General features: G+C 61.7%; 16 protein-coding genes and 3 pseudogenes. 11 read left to right on the top strand and 8 right to left on the bottom strand.

The genetic code is table 11. From position 1 onward, the window contains the following. Positions 1 to 3: 3 nt before the first annotated feature. The 3 genes from FJ972_RS28155 to FJ972_RS28165 all read right to left on the bottom strand — a co-directional run bounded on the left by FJ972_RS28155 (position 4) and on the right by FJ972_RS28165 (position 3,954). Positions 4 to 1,710: a DNA polymerase/3'-5' exonuclease PolX gene (locus FJ972_RS28155; protein WP_140523044.1), complete on the bottom strand. Its 1,707-nt coding sequence runs from the start codon at positions 1,708 to 1,710 to the stop codon at positions 4 to 6. A 103-nt stretch (positions 1,711 to 1,813) separates the two neighbouring features. Then, positions 1,814 to 3,685 carry a DNA ligase D gene (gene ligD / locus FJ972_RS28160; protein ID WP_140523444.1) on the bottom strand — a complete coding sequence of 624 codons (1,872 nt, stop codon included), beginning with the start codon at positions 3,683 to 3,685 and terminating at the stop codon, positions 1,814 to 1,816. Positions 3,686 to 3,768: 83 nt separating this feature from the next. Continuing rightward, positions 3,769 to 3,954, bottom strand: a complete 186-nt coding sequence (locus tag FJ972_RS28165; RefSeq protein ID WP_140523042.1) for a DUF3606 domain-containing protein — start codon at positions 3,952 to 3,954, stop codon at positions 3,769 to 3,771. 617 nt (positions 3,955 to 4,571) lie between these two features. On the opposite strand from FJ972_RS28165, the gene FJ972_RS28170 reads away from it, so the two are divergent. Next, positions 4,572 to 4,898: a DUF736 domain-containing protein gene (locus tag FJ972_RS28170; RefSeq protein WP_042643545.1), complete on the top strand. Its 327-nt coding sequence runs from the start codon at positions 4,572 to 4,574 to the stop codon at positions 4,896 to 4,898. A 69-nt stretch (positions 4,899 to 4,967) separates the two neighbouring features. On the opposite strand, the gene FJ972_RS28175 is transcribed toward FJ972_RS28170, so the two are convergent. Beyond that, on the bottom strand, positions 4,968 to 5,228 hold the full coding sequence (locus FJ972_RS28175) for a helix-turn-helix transcriptional regulator (RefSeq protein WP_224656332.1): 261 nt from the start codon (positions 5,226 to 5,228) through the stop codon (positions 4,968 to 4,970). A 95-nt stretch (positions 5,229 to 5,323) separates the two neighbouring features. Here FJ972_RS28175 and FJ972_RS28180 point away from each other — a divergent pair, with 95 nt between their 5' ends. The 6 genes from FJ972_RS28180 to FJ972_RS28205 all read left to right on the top strand — a co-directional run bounded on the left by FJ972_RS28180 (position 5,324) and on the right by FJ972_RS28205 (position 9,454). Further along, positions 5,324 to 6,004, top strand: a complete 681-nt coding sequence (locus tag FJ972_RS28180) for a hypothetical protein (RefSeq protein ID WP_224656331.1) — start codon at positions 5,324 to 5,326, stop codon at positions 6,002 to 6,004. 127 nt (positions 6,005 to 6,131) lie between these two features. Continuing rightward, entirely contained in the window at positions 6,132 to 6,326 is a 195-nt protein-coding gene (locus tag FJ972_RS28185; RefSeq protein ID WP_140523040.1) for a transcriptional regulator domain-containing protein, read from the top strand. A 55-nt stretch (positions 6,327 to 6,381) separates the two neighbouring features. Then, the gene (locus FJ972_RS28190; RefSeq protein ID WP_140523038.1) at positions 6,382 to 6,882 is read left to right on the top strand and encodes a DUF2285 domain-containing protein; all 501 of its coding nucleotides are present in this window, start codon (positions 6,382 to 6,384) and stop codon (positions 6,880 to 6,882) included. Between the two features lie 287 nt (positions 6,883 to 7,169). Next, entirely contained in the window at positions 7,170 to 7,535 is a 366-nt protein-coding gene (locus FJ972_RS28195) for a YybH family protein (protein ID WP_140523036.1), read from the top strand. A gap of 60 nt (positions 7,536 to 7,595) precedes the next feature. Next, positions 7,596 to 8,210: a 2-hydroxychromene-2-carboxylate isomerase gene (locus tag FJ972_RS28200; protein ID WP_140523034.1), complete on the top strand. Its 615-nt coding sequence runs from the start codon at positions 7,596 to 7,598 to the stop codon at positions 8,208 to 8,210. Between the two features lie 68 nt (positions 8,211 to 8,278). After that, positions 8,279 to 9,454, top strand: a complete 1,176-nt coding sequence (locus tag FJ972_RS28205; RefSeq protein WP_140523020.1) for a CynX/NimT family MFS transporter — start codon at positions 8,279 to 8,281, stop codon at positions 9,452 to 9,454. Positions 9,455 to 10,159: 705 nt separating this feature from the next. Here the strand turns inward: FJ972_RS28205 and FJ972_RS30400 are convergent. Continuing rightward, on the bottom strand, positions 10,160 to 10,570 hold the full coding sequence (locus FJ972_RS30400; RefSeq protein WP_411908946.1) for a class I SAM-dependent methyltransferase: 411 nt from the start codon (positions 10,568 to 10,570) through the stop codon (positions 10,160 to 10,162). On the opposite strand from FJ972_RS30400, the gene FJ972_RS30215 reads away from it, so the two are divergent. Continuing rightward, the gene (locus tag FJ972_RS30215) at positions 10,481 to 10,801 is read left to right on the top strand and encodes a hypothetical protein (RefSeq protein ID WP_246672802.1); all 321 of its coding nucleotides are present in this window, start codon (positions 10,481 to 10,483) and stop codon (positions 10,799 to 10,801) included. The genes FJ972_RS30400 and FJ972_RS30215 overlap by 90 nt on opposite strands. 570 nt (positions 10,802 to 11,371) lie before the next feature. Here FJ972_RS30215 and FJ972_RS28215 read toward each other — a convergent pair. Beyond that, positions 11,372 to 11,748 (bottom strand): annotated as a pseudogene (locus tag FJ972_RS28215) (VOC family protein). A 52-nt stretch (positions 11,749 to 11,800) separates the two neighbouring features. On the opposite strand from FJ972_RS28215, the gene chrA reads away from it, so the two are divergent. From chrA to FJ972_RS28230, 3 genes are all read left to right on the top strand, one after another. Next, on the top strand, positions 11,801 to 13,027 hold the full coding sequence (gene chrA / locus FJ972_RS28220) for a chromate efflux transporter (RefSeq protein WP_140523016.1): 1,227 nt from the start codon (positions 11,801 to 11,803) through the stop codon (positions 13,025 to 13,027). A gap of 1,089 nt (positions 13,028 to 14,116) precedes the next feature. Continuing rightward, entirely contained in the window at positions 14,117 to 14,998 is an 882-nt protein-coding gene (locus FJ972_RS28225; RefSeq protein ID WP_224656336.1) for a hypothetical protein, read from the top strand. After that, positions 14,910 to 15,308, top strand: coding sequence for an invasion associated locus B family protein (locus tag FJ972_RS28230; RefSeq protein WP_224656334.1), 399 nt, complete (start codon positions 14,910 to 14,912; stop codon positions 15,306 to 15,308). The genes FJ972_RS28225 and FJ972_RS28230 overlap by 89 nt, the downstream gene beginning before the upstream one ends. 602 nt (positions 15,309 to 15,910) lie before the next feature. On the opposite strand, the pseudogene FJ972_RS28235 reads toward FJ972_RS28230, so the two are convergent. Beyond that, a pseudogene (locus FJ972_RS28235) lies at positions 15,911 to 17,103 on the bottom strand (IS91 family transposase). Positions 17,104 to 17,105: 2 nt separating this feature from the next. After that, positions 17,106 to 18,016: pseudogene (locus FJ972_RS28240) on the bottom strand (site-specific integrase). Positions 18,017 to 18,519 lie beyond the last annotated feature (503 nt).

The following is an 18,519-nucleotide window of genomic DNA, read 5'->3' on the forward strand; positions in this document are numbered from 1 at the left end:
GAATTACAGCATAGCGTCCCTCGCCATCAGGCGTGGTCGACCGATCCTCTTGGATGCGCGCTTGCGCTTTTCCAGATAGGAAAGCAGAGCCGGCAGGCGCATCGCATTGAGGACTCGCTGCGCAGGGACGCCGCCCTTGCGCGACATCTCAACGCCCCAGTGCATGTGATCGAGCTCGCGAATTGAATGAGCATCCGGATTGACACTGAAGATGCAGCCGTATTCGAGTGCCTCCTGATGCCAGCGCCAGTCGAGATCGAGACGCCATGGATGTGCGTTGACTTCGACGGCGACGCCAAATTTGGCGCAGGCCCGAAGAACTTTGGCGATGTCGAGATCGTAGCCCGGGCGCCGCAACAGCTGGCGGCCTGTCATGTGGCCGATGATCGTCGTCCGGGGGTTGCCGATCGCCTCGATGATGCGCTCAGTCTGCTCCTTCCTGGGCAGTTTGAAGCGGCTGTGCACGCTGGCGACGACGAAGTCGAACTGCTCCAGGACATGATCCGGATAGTCGAGCGAGCCGTCCGCCAGAATGTCAGCCTCAATGCCTTTCAGGATACGGAATCTCCCACCATACCGCCGGTTCAACCGGTCGGCCTCGCGATGCTGTTCAGTTATCTCCTGCAGCGAAAGGCCACCCGCATAGTGAGCGGACTGCGAATGATCGGCGACACCATAATATTCGAACCCGCGCTTGCGCGTGGCTTCGGCCATCGTCTCGAGCGTCTCGGTGCCGTCGGACGCTGTCGTATGGGAGTGCAGGATGCCACACAGATCTTGGTCTCGAACAAGTGCGGGCAGCTCGTGGCTGGCCGCCCGTCTGATCTCATCCCTGCCTTCGCGCAGTTCGGGCTCGACGAACTGCAGGCCTATGGTCTCGTAGATATCCTCTTCTGTCGCTGAGGCGACCAGCTTTCGGCCGCGATAGAGCCCGTCACCCTTCAGGACAAATCCCTTGACGGCCGCGAGCGTCTTCAGCTGCTTGAGGTGATCTGCCGAACCGGTCGCGTCGAGGAGCCTGGCGCCAAAGTGCTTCTTGTCGGTGATGACAACCCGCAGGGTCGCATCCGCGAGCTCGGCCTGCTCCGTGCCTTGCGCTACCAGCGCGAAAGCGGAAACGAGCTCGCACCCGCGCCGGAAGTCACCGGCGATCTCGACGCGGGAGAACTCCGGATGTTCTTGCTGCAACGATGCCATTGCATGCTCCAGGAGAGCAGCAGCCTTGTGGAGATGAAGCTGCATCTGACCGCTTCGCGCGATAGCCAGGTTCTCCAGGATCTTCGTCTGAAGCGCGGCACCAAGCCCCTTGACCGGCCTGATGCGATCTTCCTTCGCCGCGGTTTTGAGCTCCGCCAGCGAACTCACGCCGAGCGCCTGGTGAAGCTTCAATATCTTGTCGGGCCGAAGACCAGGGATTGCAAACAGCTCCATCACGCCTGCCGGCACCTCTTCCCGCAGTTTGTCGAGGCTTGGGTGCGTGCCGGTCTGATGGAGCTTCGTCACGATGTCCGCGATGGCGTCCCCGATCCCCGGGATACTGGTGAGGGCGCCGGCGGCGATGATGCGATCAAGTGGTTGGGAGAGTGCCGCCAGGCTGTCAGCGGCACGTAGATACGCCTTTGCGCGATAGGGATTACCGCCGCGCAGGGATGTCCTATGCGCGTATTCCCTCAGAAGATTGGCGATGGTCCTCGTGTCGGTTTTTGCCATGGCTTCAGGCAAACGAGGCCGGTCTTGGCAGGTTCCAAAGAATCCTGGCGGGCCATGGCGCCGGGTTGGAAAAACGGCGTGGCTTCTCCTCTGCCCGCTGGCGCTACAGATGTGGCAGGGATTGATCAGCGCGCCCCCAGCCCGCCAGAGCCTTGGAAGCCGCTCGTTTCTTCAATTCGGGAGCGTCGCCGACATGGAAATGCGAGGGTGCATTGATGGTCTTCATCTCCGCCCAGGTGATCGGCGCCGCCACCGGAGCACTCGGCCGGGTTCTCGCGCTGTACGGCATGATCGCGGTCGCTCCGCGCTGGTTGCGCAGATAGTCTACGAATATGCGACCCTTGCGGCGGGCCTTCGACAACGCGGCGGTAAAATGGGCCGGATCGCTCTGGGCGACCGCCTGAGCCAGGCGGGACGCGAAATCCTTTACCTCCGGCCATTCTGCCTGTGGGGTCAGCGGAGCGATCACATGCACCCCCTTGCCGCCCGTCAGCATCGGGAAAGTCGTCAGTCCCAACGATTTGAGGATGTCGCGGAATTGAAAGGCAGCCGCGCGGACGGCTTCAAAATCCAAGCCCTCGTCCGGGTCCAGATCGAACACCAACCGGTCGGCCTTTTCGACGTCCTCGATGCGGGCTCCCCATCCATGCAGCTCAATCGTTCCCATCTGGACGCAGGTCATCAGCCCGTCGGCATCGTCCACATAGAGGTAAGGCTCCTCGTGTCCGTCCTTCTCGGTGATCCCGACGTGATGGACCTTGTCGCCAAAGCTGCCGGCGTCGTGTTTTTGGAAAAAGCACTTCTTCGCGCGGCCCTGCGGGCAGCGGACCAGACTGATCGGCCTGTTGCCGACCCACGGAAGCATGATGTCGGCGACCTCGGCGTAATGATCGGCTAGCTGTCCCTTGGTGATGTTGGATTCCGGGTAGATGACGCGGCCGCGATTGCTGATCGCAATCGTGCTGATTGCCGGTGACGGCAGGGTTGCTGTGCGGTGTTCCGTCTCGAGCACGACGGCCTCCGGCTTCTTGTCCTCGCGCAGGCCAAGATAGCTTGGATGACGCAGCGTTCCTTCGTTGGTCATCTCGGTAAAGGCGATCTCGGCTACAAGTTTGGGACGCAGCCAGTGGGCGCCGCGAACCTCCGCGCGCGGCGCCTCGACCGTGGCGGCTTTCTGCTCGAGCGGCGCCATGATCTTCATCAGCCGGGCCATCTCGGCGGTATCGAAACCGGTCCCGACCTTGCCGGCATAGCGCAGCTTTCCGCCATCATTGAAAACAAGAATCAGCGATCGAAACGCGCGATCCTTGTCTGACGGCGTCCAGCCGACGAGCACGAATTCCTGACGTTTGATGCACTTGATCTTCAGCCAGCTGCCGTCCCGGGCGCCGACATAGTCGGAATCCGCGAGCTTCGAGATTACCCCTTCCAGGCCGGCGTCGCAGAAGCGGTTCAGCAATTCCTCTCCACGGCCCTGGATATGATCGGAGTAGCGAAAGATGGGGTTCCTGGCCGGCAGAATTGCCTCCAGTTTCTTCTTGCGCTCCAGGAGCGGAAGCCTGGTCAGGTCTTCGCCATCGAGCTGCAGCAGGTCGAAGGCGAAATAGTCAATGCTCGCCGGAGCACCCTTCAATGCGTTCTGAAGCGCCTGGAAACTGGATCGTCCCTCGGTGTCGGTGACGACGGCCTCTCCATCGATGAGCGCCGAGCGAATCTTGAGCTTGCGTGCCTCGGACAGGATCGAGGGAAAACGGTCGGACCAGTCCAGACCGGAGCGCGTATAGGCGCGCGCCTCTCCGCCACCCACAGCGACGAGGATGCGGTAGCCATCGTATTTCATCTCGTGAATCCAGCGATCGCCGGGGGGAACTGTGTCCACCAGTTTTGCGAGCTGGACCGGCCGGAAGGCAGGTGGCGCGAGTTTGGCCGCGCGTCGCGAGGCTGGCTTCGTAGGGGGAGTTGAAGATCCTCTGATTGTGAGGCGACGCGACGCTGACTTGCTCACAGAATTTACTCTCACCAAACCGAATTGTCCGACGCGCCATTCCGGCGCGCGGCCTATTTCTTTAGTTTCTGCGCGGCGGCATTGAGCTTGTCGCGGTCGTTGCCGACCCGCTTTATCAGCGCCTCGGCCTGCTCTTTGCTGATGCCGTGCTTGCGGGCAAAGTAATTGACCTCGTAGCCTTCACCGCCGGAGACTTGCCGACGGTCGGCGGCGCCTCGCTTCGACTTGTTGTCTGCCATTATCGTCTTCCTTCTTGCCAGGGCGCGGAGTCACGGTGTCGACGTGTAACGCCTCGGGTCGTCTTGCGATCCTGAGCCGGGCAAGAAATTCGATTCACCTGAACTCCCGCCGTCTTGACCTTAATGTTGTCAATATGCAGACCCGGGATGTAGATGTCGCGGCTTGCGCAGTTCCTTGGGCGGCAGTTCGCGCGGATCGGGTCCCGAGCCGCCACTGCGGACGAGGTGGCGGTCGCCTCATGCCGACGTGATAAGGGCTTGATACAGCCCATGCCAAGCCGATCGAGAGACATCTTGGAGACCCGGTGGCTTGGTCTTCTAATCGCATGTGCCGCCATTTCCTCCCTCTTCATTTCACAGAGTGCACCAACGACCTCTCGAGCCGGCTGATCTGGCCGAAGGACGGCTGAAGCCTCGACCGCCTATGCCGCAAGGGCGCGTTGCGCGTTTCTTCCCCTGGGCAAAGCCCATTCCTCGCGGAACCAAGAAACGCGCGCCTCCGCCATCCTCCGCTTTTGCTGCGGTCGCAAGCGATGCGGCGGCGGTCGCCTCCGGCCCCGCGATCGCCATCGAGGCCGCATGGTGCGGGCTCGGAAACGAAGAAACGGAGACTGAAAATGGCTACCATCGGCACTTTCAAGAAGACCAATGCGAACGAGTTCACCGGCGAGATCGTCACCCTCAGCGTCCAGGCCAAGGGCGTGCGCATCGTCCCCGACACCCGGGCCAACGGCGAGAACGCTCCAAGCCACCGCGTGGTGGTCGGCAAGGCCGAAATCGGCGCCGCCTGGTCCAAGCGCTCCAACGAGGGCCGCGACTATCTCGGGCTCAAGCTCGACGATCCGAGCTTCACCGCCCCGATCTACGCCAACCTCTTCGCCGACGAGGAAGGCGAGGGCCACAGCCTCATCTGGTCCCGCCCCAACCGCCGCAACGGCGAGTAACTCTCAATCGAGCCCGTTCGACCCCGGTCGGACGGGCTTTCGCATTCGACGGTGGTCCAGAAATCGCGATCAGCTGCTCTTACGCAAGAGGATCCCATTGTTGGGAAGTACTTCAATGCCTGCTCTTTCAAGCGCATTCACGATCGCTAATATATTATTTGCAATCGGAGTCCGCGCGCCGCGTTCGAAATCAGCGATTGTCTGCCGTGCGACGGTGGCCGCGCGGGCCAGATCATCTTGGCTCCAACCCAACATTGCACGTGCGCCGCGGCACTGCTCGGCGCTGAAATTCGCCGCCTTGTCTCCAATATTATGATTGACCTCAATCAATTTGTATATTACCCCTGTCTCGAACTTGCGGTCGAAGAGGGTGCGCGAACACCCTTTTCGACCTGACCAAAGCCAAGCTGTGTGGAGCTCGGATCATGGCTGATTCCGACAATACCACGACTTTGCCTCCCGTCACGCTGGGACGGGAGAGGCAATCGCCATGCACCAAAGAACACCCTAAGCGTTCGGCCGACCATGCGGTCGTAGACCCGCCGTCGGCCGATCCAGCACTCGTCCTGTCCCTTGCCTGGATCGACGCTCATGTTGGAATGCTAGCCTCCTGTGTCAGGCAGCAGCAGGCCGAGGAGGGGCTCTTGGAGCGCGGCGCGCTCTTCTCCGTCGGCGAAGTCCCTGGGCGCGGGGAGGGCGCTGACGCCGACCGCTATCTCGATGCCCGGACGGCGGAGCAGAGCGAGGCTGAAAAGGCCGATGCCTTGTTGGATAAGATTGCAGTGACGTCTGCCCAATCGCTGGCGGGCGTTATCGCCAAGCTTGCAGTCATCGTTCGAGAAGCGGCTGACAACACAGACCTGTGCGAATTTCCGTTGCCCCACATCCGCTCGGCCCTGGCCGATCTGCGGCGCCTCACGCCTGAAGCGATAAACAGCGAGCCTGCCGGCTGGCCTGCAGGCGACCAGTCGATCGGCGCGCTGTTCGAGCAGTCTGCATCCTCTTTCGCCGCCTGGCGCGCCTTCAGCGCGTGGAGCCAGGGCGATGAGGAGGCCTATCGCGCCTGGACGGACACATTCAAGACACTGGAAGGGGCCAGCCAGTAGGCATCGCAAAGTCTCGGCCTGATGCTCGGCGCCGAGATCTCTCTCGTTCATTCGTCAATGACGGAATCCAAGGATTTCGCTCAACGCTGCGTCTCCGTATCAAATCCATGAGAAGGGAAGGATACGGATGAAGCCCGATACATCGCAGTGGTGTGACCCACAGGCATACGCGTTCGTTAAAGGCGCCGCGGCCGATGAGATTGCCTGGGAGTTCCTGCGACGAAATCCCCAGTATCAGCGGGACTTCGCGGCCTCCCGCTCGGCTAAAGCGATGCGTGCGCTGCGCAAGCGCTGGGGCTTGCAGTTTCGCCGCCAGGCCTGATCAGTCCGCGGTCGAGCAGCCGGTCTATTGGGCGCCTCAGATCGACCCTGGGGTCGTGAACCTGGTCGAGGTTCCGGCGGATATGCTCGCGCGGGAAGACAGCGCCCGCGATGTTCGGTTGGCCGCGGGAAAGCGTGACGAAGTCGGCCTTCACGTGCGATCTTCGCCGGCCGGCGTGCAGTTGGCGCTTCTCGGCGGCGCGCGACCAGGCGAGCCGCTGGCTGCCATAATTCCACTCGATGACATGGCGCATGACAGGCTACAGGCGATCGAGAGATTCGTCCGCTCGATCCACAGGCAACACCTTCCCGATGCCCGCTTGACCTCGGCCCAGCGGCGGCGTCTTGGCCATATGCTGCAGTGCCTTGACGGCCGTGAGGAGCAGGCATCTCATTTCGAAGTCGCGACGGCCTTGTTTGGTCGGAAGTTGGTCAGTGCCACTGACTGGCAGGACTCGCCTTTCCGCTACCAGACGTATCGCCTCGTGCGCGACGGCCTGAAGATGGTCGAGCGCGGCTACCGCCAATTGCTGCGCGCACGAAGGCGCCTCTCCTGAAGGGGGTCCGTCCGGCGCCTGGTCCACTTATGCGCTGTCGGCAGATTCTGGAGTGAACGGCTGCTCTTCGCCTTCAACTCCGACGTAGAGCCCGCCTTTGCGATATCCCATAAGCGCACCCGTGCGCGCGGTGTGAGATCGCATACTACCTGAAGCGGAGACCGACCCCCGGGGTCACCGCGATAACGGCTAGGTGGGAAGATGGCCAGCGGCGGACCAGCATTGGAGAATTGTCGTACATCTAAGAAACCGCTAATATAGCAAACTGGCTTCCGGAGGGCCGTCCGATGTCGATTCACGAGGAACTGCAGGTTTTCTGGAATTCCTATGTGGCTGCCTATCGTGCTGGCGACGCCAAAACATGCGGCGCCATGTTTACGGCCGATGCCGAATTACTTTCGCCCTACGCGCCTCCTGCTCGGGGCCGGGATGCTATCGAAGCTCTCCATACAGCCTGGACGCACGGCCACGACGAGGCGCCTGAAAAGAAGATGACAGTGATACACGCGGGCAGATCTGGTGACCTGGCTTGGTGTCTGGCGACGTATACCGAGGGCCTGGAGGTTGGCAGCGGTACGTCTGTCAACGTCTTCGAGCAGCAGGCCGGCGGATCATGGCTGATACGGATGTGCAGCCTTAACAGCACCGACTGAGGCATAGGTTTGTTGCCGAGTTGGCTGAGTGTCGGCATCCATGGATGGGAGGCGACGGGAATGCAGCAACTCGACTTCTTCTATTTCTTCGGAAGCGGCTACTCGTATCTGTCCGTGATGCGCGTTGATGCGGTGTCAAAACGGTCGGGTGTTGCCGTTCGATGGCGGCCCTTCAATGTCCGCACCGTCATGGCCGAGAACAACATCGCCCTCCGCACCCAGGCGGCAAAGGTGAAGTACATGTGGCGCGATGTGGAGCGACGCGCGGCGACGCACGGGGTGCCTTATGTCAGGCCACCCATCTGGCCGACCGATCCGGACCTTGTGGCCAACCGAGTCGCCATGGTGGCGGCCGAAGAGGGCTGGTGCGAGGCTTATACCGTCGCAAGCTTCAGGGCGTGGTACCTAGAAGGCATGGATCTGGGTAGCCGTGCCCATCTGGAGCATGTGCTAGCCCCCCTCGGTCAAGATGTCGGTCGTGCGATTGCAAGGGCCGATGAGCCCGGTGCCCATGAGCGTCTCAAGGCTGAAACCGACGCGGCCCGCAACTACGGCATTTTCGGCTCTCCAGCGTTCGTCGTGGATGGCGAGACGTTTTGGGGTGACGACAGGCTCGAAGAGGCGCTTGCCTGGGCCGCTGGCCGACATGATCTGCAAGCGCTGAGACATCATTGATAGGACTGAGTGCGCCAGGCATTTGGTGAAAACCATGCGCGGATTGTCAGTCCCACGGGAGGACTCAAGTGCCAAGCCGCTGGACCATTCTTGCTGTCTTGTTTGTCGCTCGCACCGCCTTCGCATTTCAGTTCGGGAGCGTAGGGGCCGTCGCACCACAGCTTAGCCAAAGCGTCGATGCGAGCCTGGCCGACATCGGTATCCTTATAGGAGTTTACTTTGCGCCCGGCGTCCTGCTTGCTCTGCCCGGTGGCACGATCGGACGCCGCTATGGCGACAAGGCGACCGTCCTCGGGGGGCTCCTGGCGATGCTGGCCGGCGAATTGCTTATGACTACGTCGGCATTATGGAGCGTGCAGATCGCGGGCCGACTGATTGCGGGCACTGGCGGCATTCTCTTGAGCGTCCTGATGACCAAGATGGTGGCCGACTGGTTCACTGGTCGCGAAATCGCAACCGCGATGGCCATTTTCGTCAACTCGTGGCCGGTGGGCATCGCAATCTCGCTCATGCTCCTGCCATGGATCGGAGCGAGGTTCGGGCTTCATCTCGTCAACCTTGCCGTCGCGGGGTGGATTCTGATCGGCTTCGGCCTCATGGCTTTCGTCTACCGCGCGCCGGAGGCGACGGTCTCTCTTGAAGGCGAACGAGGCAGTCTGACCTCGGAAACGGTCTATGCAGTCGTTGCCGCTAGCTCAATCTGGTGTCTCTACAATCTCGGTTTGTCGATGATCTTCAGTTTCGGGCCATCGATGCTGGTTGAGCGAGGATGGTCCATGGCTGCGGCTGGATCGACGATCAGCATCGTCCTCTGGCTCGCGGCGATTTCGGTTCCCTTTGGTGGCTTCCTCGCTGATCAGACCAAACGCGGCGAAGCCATCATTGTCGCAGGCAGCATCGCCTTTGCCCTGCTAACGGTTCTCCTGTCGCGAAGCGGCCACGTGCTTCCCATCGTCATTGCCGTCGGTGCCGTCTGCGGCCTCCCCGCCGGTGCGATCATGAGCCTTCCAGCACGTGTGCTCGAGCGGAAAACGCGGGCGATCGGAATGGGAATATTCTATACGGCTTTCTATGCCGGGAGCCCGGTTGGAGCGGCGATCGGCGGAAAGCTTTCCACCTCGATCGGCTCCGCCAGCGCCGCGCTGGACTTCGGGGCCGTCGTGCTCCTGGTTTGCCCAGCCATTCTGTGGTTCTTCCGCCGTATCGTTGCTGGCCAGAAGCGGCTGGCGCTTCCCTCGACGTAGAACGCGCAAGCAAACCTTGGTGATACCCCGGGACATGGTGTCGTTGCGTGGCACGGTAGTCATCAACGCTTTATTCTAGGCGTGGGTGTCGAAGCCAATCGTCCTGCTGCTTCTCTCGTCAGTGAGGGCCATTCGACGAGCGTCGGGACGTTGTCCGGTCGGCCACACTCGACCTGGGCTCAGATCGCTCCTCGGCGATACGGCTGGAATGAGGCGACCGCGGGTCACCCGTCCCAACCCCACAAGCATTCCCCGCTTGCGCCGGAGAGTCTCGGAGAGGTGATTCCAGAAGGTAGTCGGGATGCGGACCTCGGGTCCGATTCGAGAACCCGCGTGACACGATGCAGCGCGACGACCATGTCTCTTCGCTTTCAGCCGAAATGATGGGCAGCAATGCGCCCAATTCCGGCCGTTGAAGTTAGCGCTGCTGCTCACCAAAGCGGACTTGCACGGGGCGGGCGCGTTAGTTCAATTCCTGACCCGAAGCAGACATTGCGTTTCCCGCCAGAATCAGTTGAAATCGACAACAGATATTACCGCCTTCGGGCAATAATCTCGACCGGCCCAATCAGGCCGGCTGAAATACTTTCGCTCATGTTTCGGACCATCTGGGGCCGCCGCGCTCCCATGAGAGTTTGCACGCCCAGTACTGCCCGCCCCATGGCCACTTGGGCGCGCTGCCGTGCGAAGTACTCGAGCGCAGCATCACGCCGCTGGCGTTCCGACAAGATCTCGAACCCTGCCGCGGAAAGTGTGTCGCGGTACTGCTCTGGAGCGGCGATCGCGTTCGTATCTGCCGTACTCGCCCATGGCAGCGGATAAGACAGTTCGCCGGGTCCAGTGCGCATGACGTCGAAGACACCGAAACGCGCCCCGGGGCATAGGACCCGCGCAATGTCCGAAAAATAGTGCGCTCTTGTCGGCGATATTCATTCCGACATGCAACATGTATGCGGCAGTAAACGATCCATCTGGGAAGGGCAGCCGCAAAGCATCGCCCTGCTGCAACGAGACGCGCTCCCCTAGATGGAGCCAGCCGGAAAGGACATTGCCGGCTTCGACGTAGTCGCGAGTGAGATCGATGCCGGTGAGGTGGCAGCCATACTTCGCTGCGATCTGTCGCGCTGGTCCACCGAGGCCGCAGCCGATGTCGAGCACTCGATCCGCAGCGGTGAGCGCAAGTTGCCCTGCCAACTCTCCCGTGGCGGCGCGGCCGCCAATGTGAAACTCGTCTACGGGCGAGAGGTCCTCGGCGGTGACCGTGCTTTCGGTCTTCCCCATGGCGGCAAGACCATCGCGAATACCTGCGACCAGGCTGCCTCGCGCGTAGTGGTCAGCAATCTGTGAATGCGGCGCTGCTTCCATCATCATCGCCCCTTTGGTGCAGCCTCCGGATCATCTCCGCCTACGGACCGCTTGCGTCCGCGAATGGGTCTCCGAACTCTGTCGATCCGACGGTCATAGCATTTGCACTTCGTTCAAGCCATATTATGCCGGACGTTGAATCCAAATGTTTGGATGTCGCACACCTGCTTTGTTTTATTGCCGTCGCCGAGTAAGGCTACATTGCGCTCCCGCCGGAGCGGCCCGGCATGCAGCCCGTCTGTCAATAGGGAGGCGAGTTAGAAGTACAGCTCTTCCGCCACGGCGCACGCGGCTCCGAGTGACTAAGCGGGGGTTCCAAGTTTCCGACGATGCGCGTTCAACCCCATGCGCAGCTTGATGGTGCCGTATTCTGTTAGCCTGAGGAATGGGCGGCATTTAGGCCCGCCGCCTGGCCCTGAAAGCCTCGTGTCGGAAGACGGCGCCTATACACGCCGTCAGAACTCCGACCATGTCTACGGCCGCTTGCACCGATTCGGCCGTTCCGACGAGCTTCAAACCTCGGTCAGTTCCAAAAGCAAGGTTGAGAACCTGTCAGTGAGCGGCGGGCTGGAACAGTTCGATCACGTTCCCCGACGGTCTTCGAGCAGGATTTGCGAGCCACCGACTCCACTGATGACCTCATTGCGAAATGGCAACCCGGCGCCTTTCAGCCGTTCGACTTCCTCTTTCAGATCTTCGACAAGCAGCAGGATGCGGTTCCACCCGCCGGGCACTGGACGGCGACCGTCCGGCATCGGCCGTGCGCCGGAGCTTGCAGCGCCACTCAACATCAGCCGCAAGGGACCACGGGTCACCGACGCAAACGCTGGCCGTGCGTCCTGCTCGATGGTGAACCCAAGGTGCTGCGTGTGGAAGGCGACGGAGATTGCGACATCGTTGACAATGTACCGAACACTGGCTGGCGTCATTATGGATCACCTTTCAAACGACCCCCGGCAAGTTTATTAGAAGCGATTTCGTATGGGCAACGCAATGGACCAACAGCTAGGCGCGCCGATACGCGGGTCCGCAGGCGAAGTCTTTCGTGTATTCCTGAGGCTTGGCCTCACATCGTTTGGCGGACCCATCGCGCATCTCGGTTACTATCGCAACGAACTGGTGTTGCGTCGCAAATGGCTCGATGAGCAAGCGTATGGCGATCTCGTCGCCCTTTGCCAGTTTCTTCCTGGTCCGGCGTCCAGCCAGGTGGCCTTCGCCCTCGGCGTATTCAGAGGTGGTGGCCTGGCAGGTGGCCTTACAGCATGGCTCGCCTTCACCCTGCCATCGGCACTGATCATTGTGGCCTTCGCTTTTGGTGCGGCAGGGCTTCATGGCCCAGTCGCGGACGGCGTATTTCACGGGCTCAAGCTCGTGGCTGTTGCCGTGGTAGCACAAGCAATCTGGGGCATGGCGCGAACGCTAACGCCCGACAAGCAGCGCGCCGCCATTGCGATACTCGCGATTGCGGTTGTCGTCGTCGTCGGCGGGTCGTTCGCGCAAATAGCTTCGATCGTCCTTGGAACCCTCGCCGGGCTATGGCTTTGCCCTGGCGAGGAAACCAAGGTGCCTGGACATTTGAGTTTTCCCGTTTCGGCTCGCGGCGGCGCTGTTTCGCTAGCACTCTTTGCTGTCCTCCTTGTCGTTCCGTCGCTGACGGAACGGGCCACGGGTAGTCACGCTATCGCATTCTTTGACGCCTTCTACCGCTCTGGGGCCTTGGTATTCGGCGGAGGCCATGTGGTGCTGCCGCTGCTGCAAACGGAGGTCGTCAACACGGGCTGGGTGACGAACGAAGCCTTCCTGCAGGGCTATGGACTGGCGCAGGCAGTGCCGGGGCCGCTCTTCACGTTCGCTGCCTATCTGGGGAGCGTGGCAAGCCCCGTTCCAAACGGCCTGGCCGGCGCGGCGATCGCGCTTATCGCCATCTTCCTGCCCGGTACGCTGCTTGTTTACGGCATGTTGCCGTTTTGGGACGCCCTGCGCTCGCGTCCAGGCGCCCAGGCTGCGATGAGCGGTGCGAATGCGGCTGTGGTCGGCATCCTTGGGATGGCTCTCTACGATCCGGTATGGAAGAGCGCAGTCGTCACGCCAGGGGATTTTGCTCTGGCTGTAACCGGGTTCCTGCTTCTGGTCGTATGGCGGATGCCGTCGTGGGTTGTTGTGGCGTTGCTTGCCGCTGCTGGCGCGCTTCGCGCCGCGATGATTTGACAATGGCCTTTGCGATGGCGCGCCTGAATCCTGGCGTCGGCGAAGCAGCCGCGGACATTTGGCTGCATTCCCGTGAACCACAGACCCGGCCGCGTCGGATCATGATCGCCGCCGTTAAAAAGCGGAACGCCCTGCCGTCCAGAACGCCAAGCTTGCCCACCATCGATTCGAGGCCCGTACTATAGCCGTCGCCGCGATCACGATGTCGGGACCGATCAGATTGCGGTTAGCCAGGATCACGCCCCGAGGGGTACCCGCGTTTCTCCGGTGGCCAATCATGGCCGAAGGAGAAACGGAATGGGACACTCGTATTACAACCTCGCCGCCTCCGATCGCTGCGCATGGAATGCAGGATCGTGCTCCCCAAAGCTTATTTTTCGCGAGCGGACCACTCGGCGGTCGCCGGCGGTTCCTAGAGATCAGTCACTTCAGCGCAGAGATGCAGCGCTCCAGGCGTTGAAGTCGCAACTTGCGGGAATGGATGTGATAGCCGAGCTCCGCGAGCCTTCTTAGTTTGAATGACTCTCTTTCCGTAAGTAGTTCCATTTCGAACTGGGCGATTTGCTTTCTGAGCTGTTGAGCGTCAGCAAGCCGCAGTTCCCGAATCCAGCCTCGGCCCCGCATTCCCATGCACTCCGAATAGTCTGGTCACAAGGCTCCGAGGCCGCTGCTGCTCTGTGGAAGATCGATTGGGCGAAGTTCGGGATTTTTCAATGTTCCGTCACCATCATCAAGGTTGTGGCCCGCGCACCCAGCGAACCGCAGTGCATCCCCGCGACCCGATATGCGCCCCCGTGAGTGCATGGCAACCCTTCGAGCTCACTTTTTTGCGGTTGGGGTCTGGTCAATGACAAGCCGCTCAACTCTGGTCCACAACCGCTGCGGGTGTGGCACACGACCCTTGTTCCATTGTTGAGTTGAATCAAAAGCGAATGATCGGGAACCGGTTCATTCGGGGGATAGTTTACATTCCAGGGACGTCTGACGGCGCTCACTAAGGTGAATGGGAGTGTTCGTCTTCTAAATTAGGATTCACTAATTGAAACGTGAATGTCTTCCTGCCTCGCGCTGTGACACAGGCCGACTGATATGACTTCTTCTGAGCACGATCTGGATGCCGGCTTCGATCCACCCGAACTGGACTTGCAATCTGTTTCTTCGACAACCGATGAGCGGACGATAGCGACTCAGCGGGGCAGGGCGTCTTGTTCCGTCATGGCACCTGGTCTACACACCTTCGAGGCAAGTGATCACGTTGTCTATGTCGGTCTCGAGGCCGCACCAGGCGTGTGTGCCTCCCTCGGGGGAGCCAAGGCTGAGCGCTACGACGCGGCGGCAGGGAGCATCATCGTCAAGCCGGCACATCTTGAAGCTCGCTTGCGGCTGTCGAAGGCGCGGGAGAGCGCAATTATCGTCTACCCGGACGACAGCCTGAAGGAACTGGCCAGGCAGCAATTCGGCCCGGTGGAGACGGAGTTGATGCCTCCGCCCCTTGGCACGCGGGACTTTAATGCGTTGCGCATCGCCAAACTGCTCAAGGCGGAGCTTACGAAGAAGGAGGGCGTCAGCCACGTCCATATCGAGCAGCTGATCGCAATCATGGGCATTCACGTGCTTTACGCCTATGCCTCACGAACCAGCCGACCGGAGCAGTTCAAGGGCGGCCTTTCCAGGCAGTCCGCGCGAAAGCTGCAGGAGTTCCTGAGCATAAATCTCACCCGCAAGAAAGGTGATCGAATTGCGCATGTGGAAATTCCCGCTGGCCAGTGCAGCGGCGACGCTCGGCTTGATGGTGATGGGCACCGCGGCTTTGTCTCAAGATGTGACTTCAAAGCTGCCAGGCGGCGCGACTTCGCTCCAGGAAAGCTATCAAGACTGGAGCCTGACCTGTCAAAGCAGCACATCAACGGTAACGTGCGGTGTCTCCCAGCAACAGACGCAGCAGAACGGCCAGCGGGTCCTGGCTGTTGAGCTTAGGCGAAACAGCGACGCCACGCTCGCGGGCAATGTCGTGCTTCCGTTTGGGCTTATGCTCGACGCCGGCGCCGCATTGCAGATCGATGACAGCCAGCCCCTTGAGGCGCTGCGCTTCTCAACCTGCTTGCCGGCCGGCTGCATCGTGCCGCTCACCCTCGATGAAGGAACAGTAGCCGCATTGCGGGCGGGTTCGGTGCTGAAGATCAAGGTCAGAAGCACCGACCAGAAGGACATCGCTTTGTCCGTATCTTGCTGGAGCGTGAGACAGACAGCTGGTGGGCTGATCGGGAAGCCGCGCTACTGAAGGCCCCCGAGGAATGGTCCAGTGCTGTAATTATGATATTAAGATACTGGCTCGACGCGCTACGTCATCGGGATTGAAGCGAGAGGAGCTTAAACCCGCGCGGTTGGCTTACCTTGGGAGAATCTACAGGGCGCGCGTGGGATTTCGACAGCCCTAGACGTAAAGGCTGCTCCCGGCGAGCGGACCTATTCTCTTCAATTTCTCGATTTCGCTGTTCGCGTTCGGATCAGTTCAGCTGAGGCGCACAGACCTCCTGTTAAGTCCGCTTCTGATGATCTGAGCCTAGAAGCCAGCCGTCCGATTCCGTGAAGAGTTTCGGGCGCCGGCAGGCGTACGAAAGTCTCCGAAGAAGGAACCCTCGAGCCACAGGCGAGGGGTTATGGGGATTTCGATTTTTGGCTGGTGTCGGGGATAGCGCGACCGCCGGCGAGAAGCGGCGGGATTGATGCACGGACCGCCTTGTCTTCCGGCCGTGCGGCCTCCTCGGCTCGGCGTGCGGTCGGACTTAGCCCTGTCGAGGCCGATGATCTCCATGGACGCGCGTGGGTTCGTCGCCGGAGGCTGAGCGCCTGTGGCTGAAGGCTGGACTTCGCCATGCCGCGTCATGGGACGCTCTCCCGGTTCGTCGCCGACGCGTCCGGCGGCCCGCGCGGCTGCCTCCACGTTCGAACACGTCGATGATGATCATCCGTCCGCCGCAGCACGGGCATGGCGGGCGGAAGTCAGTCGGTTCTTCCGGAGTGCCGTCTTCGGGCAGCGGCGCGACGCTCAACAGTTTGCGCGCGAGTGCGAGGCTGGCTTTGTGGGAGCCGCCGGCGAGCAGGTCGTAGTGCCGGATGCGGTGGAAGCCACGCGGCAGGATGTGGAGCAGGAATCGGCGGATGAACTCGTCGGTGGCGAGCGTCATGATCTGCTGCCGGTCTGTGCCGTCGCGACGATAGTCCTTGTAGCGGAACGTGACCTCGGCCTCATCGAATCGGATGAGGCGGCGGTTCGAGATCGCAAAGCGGTGGGTGTAGCGGGACAGATAGGCAAGTACGGCTTGAGGCCCGGCGAAGGGCGCCTTGGCATAAACCACCCAGCGCTTCTTCCGGACCGGCGCCAGGTGCCGCAGGAATGCTCGCCGGTCGGTGAAGTGCGCCATCGATCCGAAGAAGGTGAGCCGGCCGGCATCGTGCAGCGCAACCAACCGAGAGAGGAACAGGCGGCGGAACAGCTTGCCGAGCACGCGCACCGGCAGCAGGAAGGCCGGGCGCGACGATATCCACCGGCTTCCGTCTGGCGCGATGCCGCCGCCCGGCACGATCATGTGCACATGCGGATGGTGCGACATTTCCGAGCCCCAAGTTTGAAGGACGGCGGTGATGCCGATGCGCGCGCCGAGATGCTTCGGATCCGCAGCGATCGTCAGCATCGTCTCCGATGCCGCCTTGAACAGCAGGTCGTCGACCGCCGCCTTGTTGTGGAAGGCGATGTCGGCGACCTCGGCCGGCAGCGTGAACACGACGTGGAAGTAGCCGACCGGCAGCAGGTCGGCCTCGCGCTCGGCAAGCCATGTCCGCGCCGCGGCACCCTGGCACTTCGGACAGTGCCGGTTGCGGCAGGAGTTGTAGGCGATGCGCCACTGGCCGCAGTCCTCGCAGGCCTCCACGTGACCGCCAAGGGCGGCGGTGCGGCAGTGCTCGATCGCCGACATGACCTTGAGTTGCTGCAGTGTCAGATGCCCTGCATGGACGGCCCGGTAGGCGGGCCCGGCAGTGCGGAAGATGTCGGCAACCTCAATCGAGGCGCGCACGCTCAGCCGTCGGGCGAGATCTCTTCCAGCTTGAAGAGGCCAAGCTTGTCGAGCGGGCTCGTGACGGTGCGCACCGTGAGGGTTGCAACCTTGGTGTAGAAGGCGGTGCTATTTAGCTTGGCGCGCCCGAGCAAGACCTGGATGATCCGGAATGTCGGTGCCGTCCTCCAGCAGGTGGGTGGCGAAGCTGTGACGCAGCATGTGCGGCCCGACCCGCTTGGCGATGTCGGCCGCCTGCGCTGCCTCGACGACCACGCGATAGAGCTGCCGCGTGCTGATGGGCTTCATCGCATGCTGCCCAGGAAACAGCCAGCCGTCGCGATGCATCACCCCCCTGCTGGCGTCCGCCCTTCCACCACTGGCGCAGCAACAAGAGCAGGTCTTGCGACAGCATGGCGTTGCGGTATCGCCCGTCCTTGCCGCGCTCGACGCGCAACAGCATGCGCTGGCTGTCGATGTCAGCAACCTTCAGCGTCGCCACCGCCGCCACGCGCAGGCCCGCGCCATAAGCGACCGACAGCGCGGCCTGGTGCTTGAGGCAGGTGGTGGCGTTGAGTAGCCGGGCGACCTCGTCGCGGCTCAGCACCACCGGCAGCTTGCGCGGGTGCGCCAGACGAACGAGCTTGCGCGCCAGATCGGGGCGATCGACCGTATGTGTGAAGAAGAAGCGCAGCGCCGACACGATGCTGTTCATCGTCGGCACGGGAACGCCGTCGTCCTGCTGCTCGATCTGGAATCGGCGCAGGTCGTCAGTGGTCGCTGTATCCGGCGACCGGCCGAGGAACGTCGCCAGGCGTCCGATGTCGCGGAGATAGTTGCGCTGCGTCTCCTGTGAGAAACGCCGCATATTCATGTCGTCGATCAGCCGCTGACGAACTGGACTGATAGGTGCATCAAGAACAGGACAGGGCATGGTCAGGCTCCTTGTTGAAGAAGCCTGTGATGCTCTGCCGCTGCCGAACCACCCTCAAATGCGAGCGCGACGTCCGGTTCGTGATCTCTACCTCATCCCAGCGCGCCCATCCCGCGCAGCGGGTTCGTTCTTCGGCCCAAACAGGACATTCGCAGTGTGCCGTCGCGTGCGCTTGGCACAACGGGGCAAGCCTTTGATGCGGGTCAACATTGTGGGCGGACCTCCTGGCCAACCAATCCGCTTCGTCGCCGAGCTACCGATGCCGCGATTGCCTCCCTCCTTCATTTCGCAGAGCGCACCAACGACCTCTCGAGCCGGCTGATCTGGCCGAAGGACGGCTGAAGCCTCGACCGCCTATGCCGCAAGGGCGCGTTGCGCGTTTCTTCCCCTGGGCAAAGCCCATTCCTCGCGGAACCAAGAAACGCGCGCCTCCGCCATCCTCCGCTTTTGCTGCGGTCGCAAGCGATGCGGCGGCGGTCGCCTCCGGCCCTGTGATCGCTATC

The organism is Mesorhizobium sp. B2-1-1, from assembly GCF_006442975.2.
Taxonomy (GTDB): Bacteria; Pseudomonadota; Alphaproteobacteria; order Rhizobiales; family Rhizobiaceae; genus Mesorhizobium.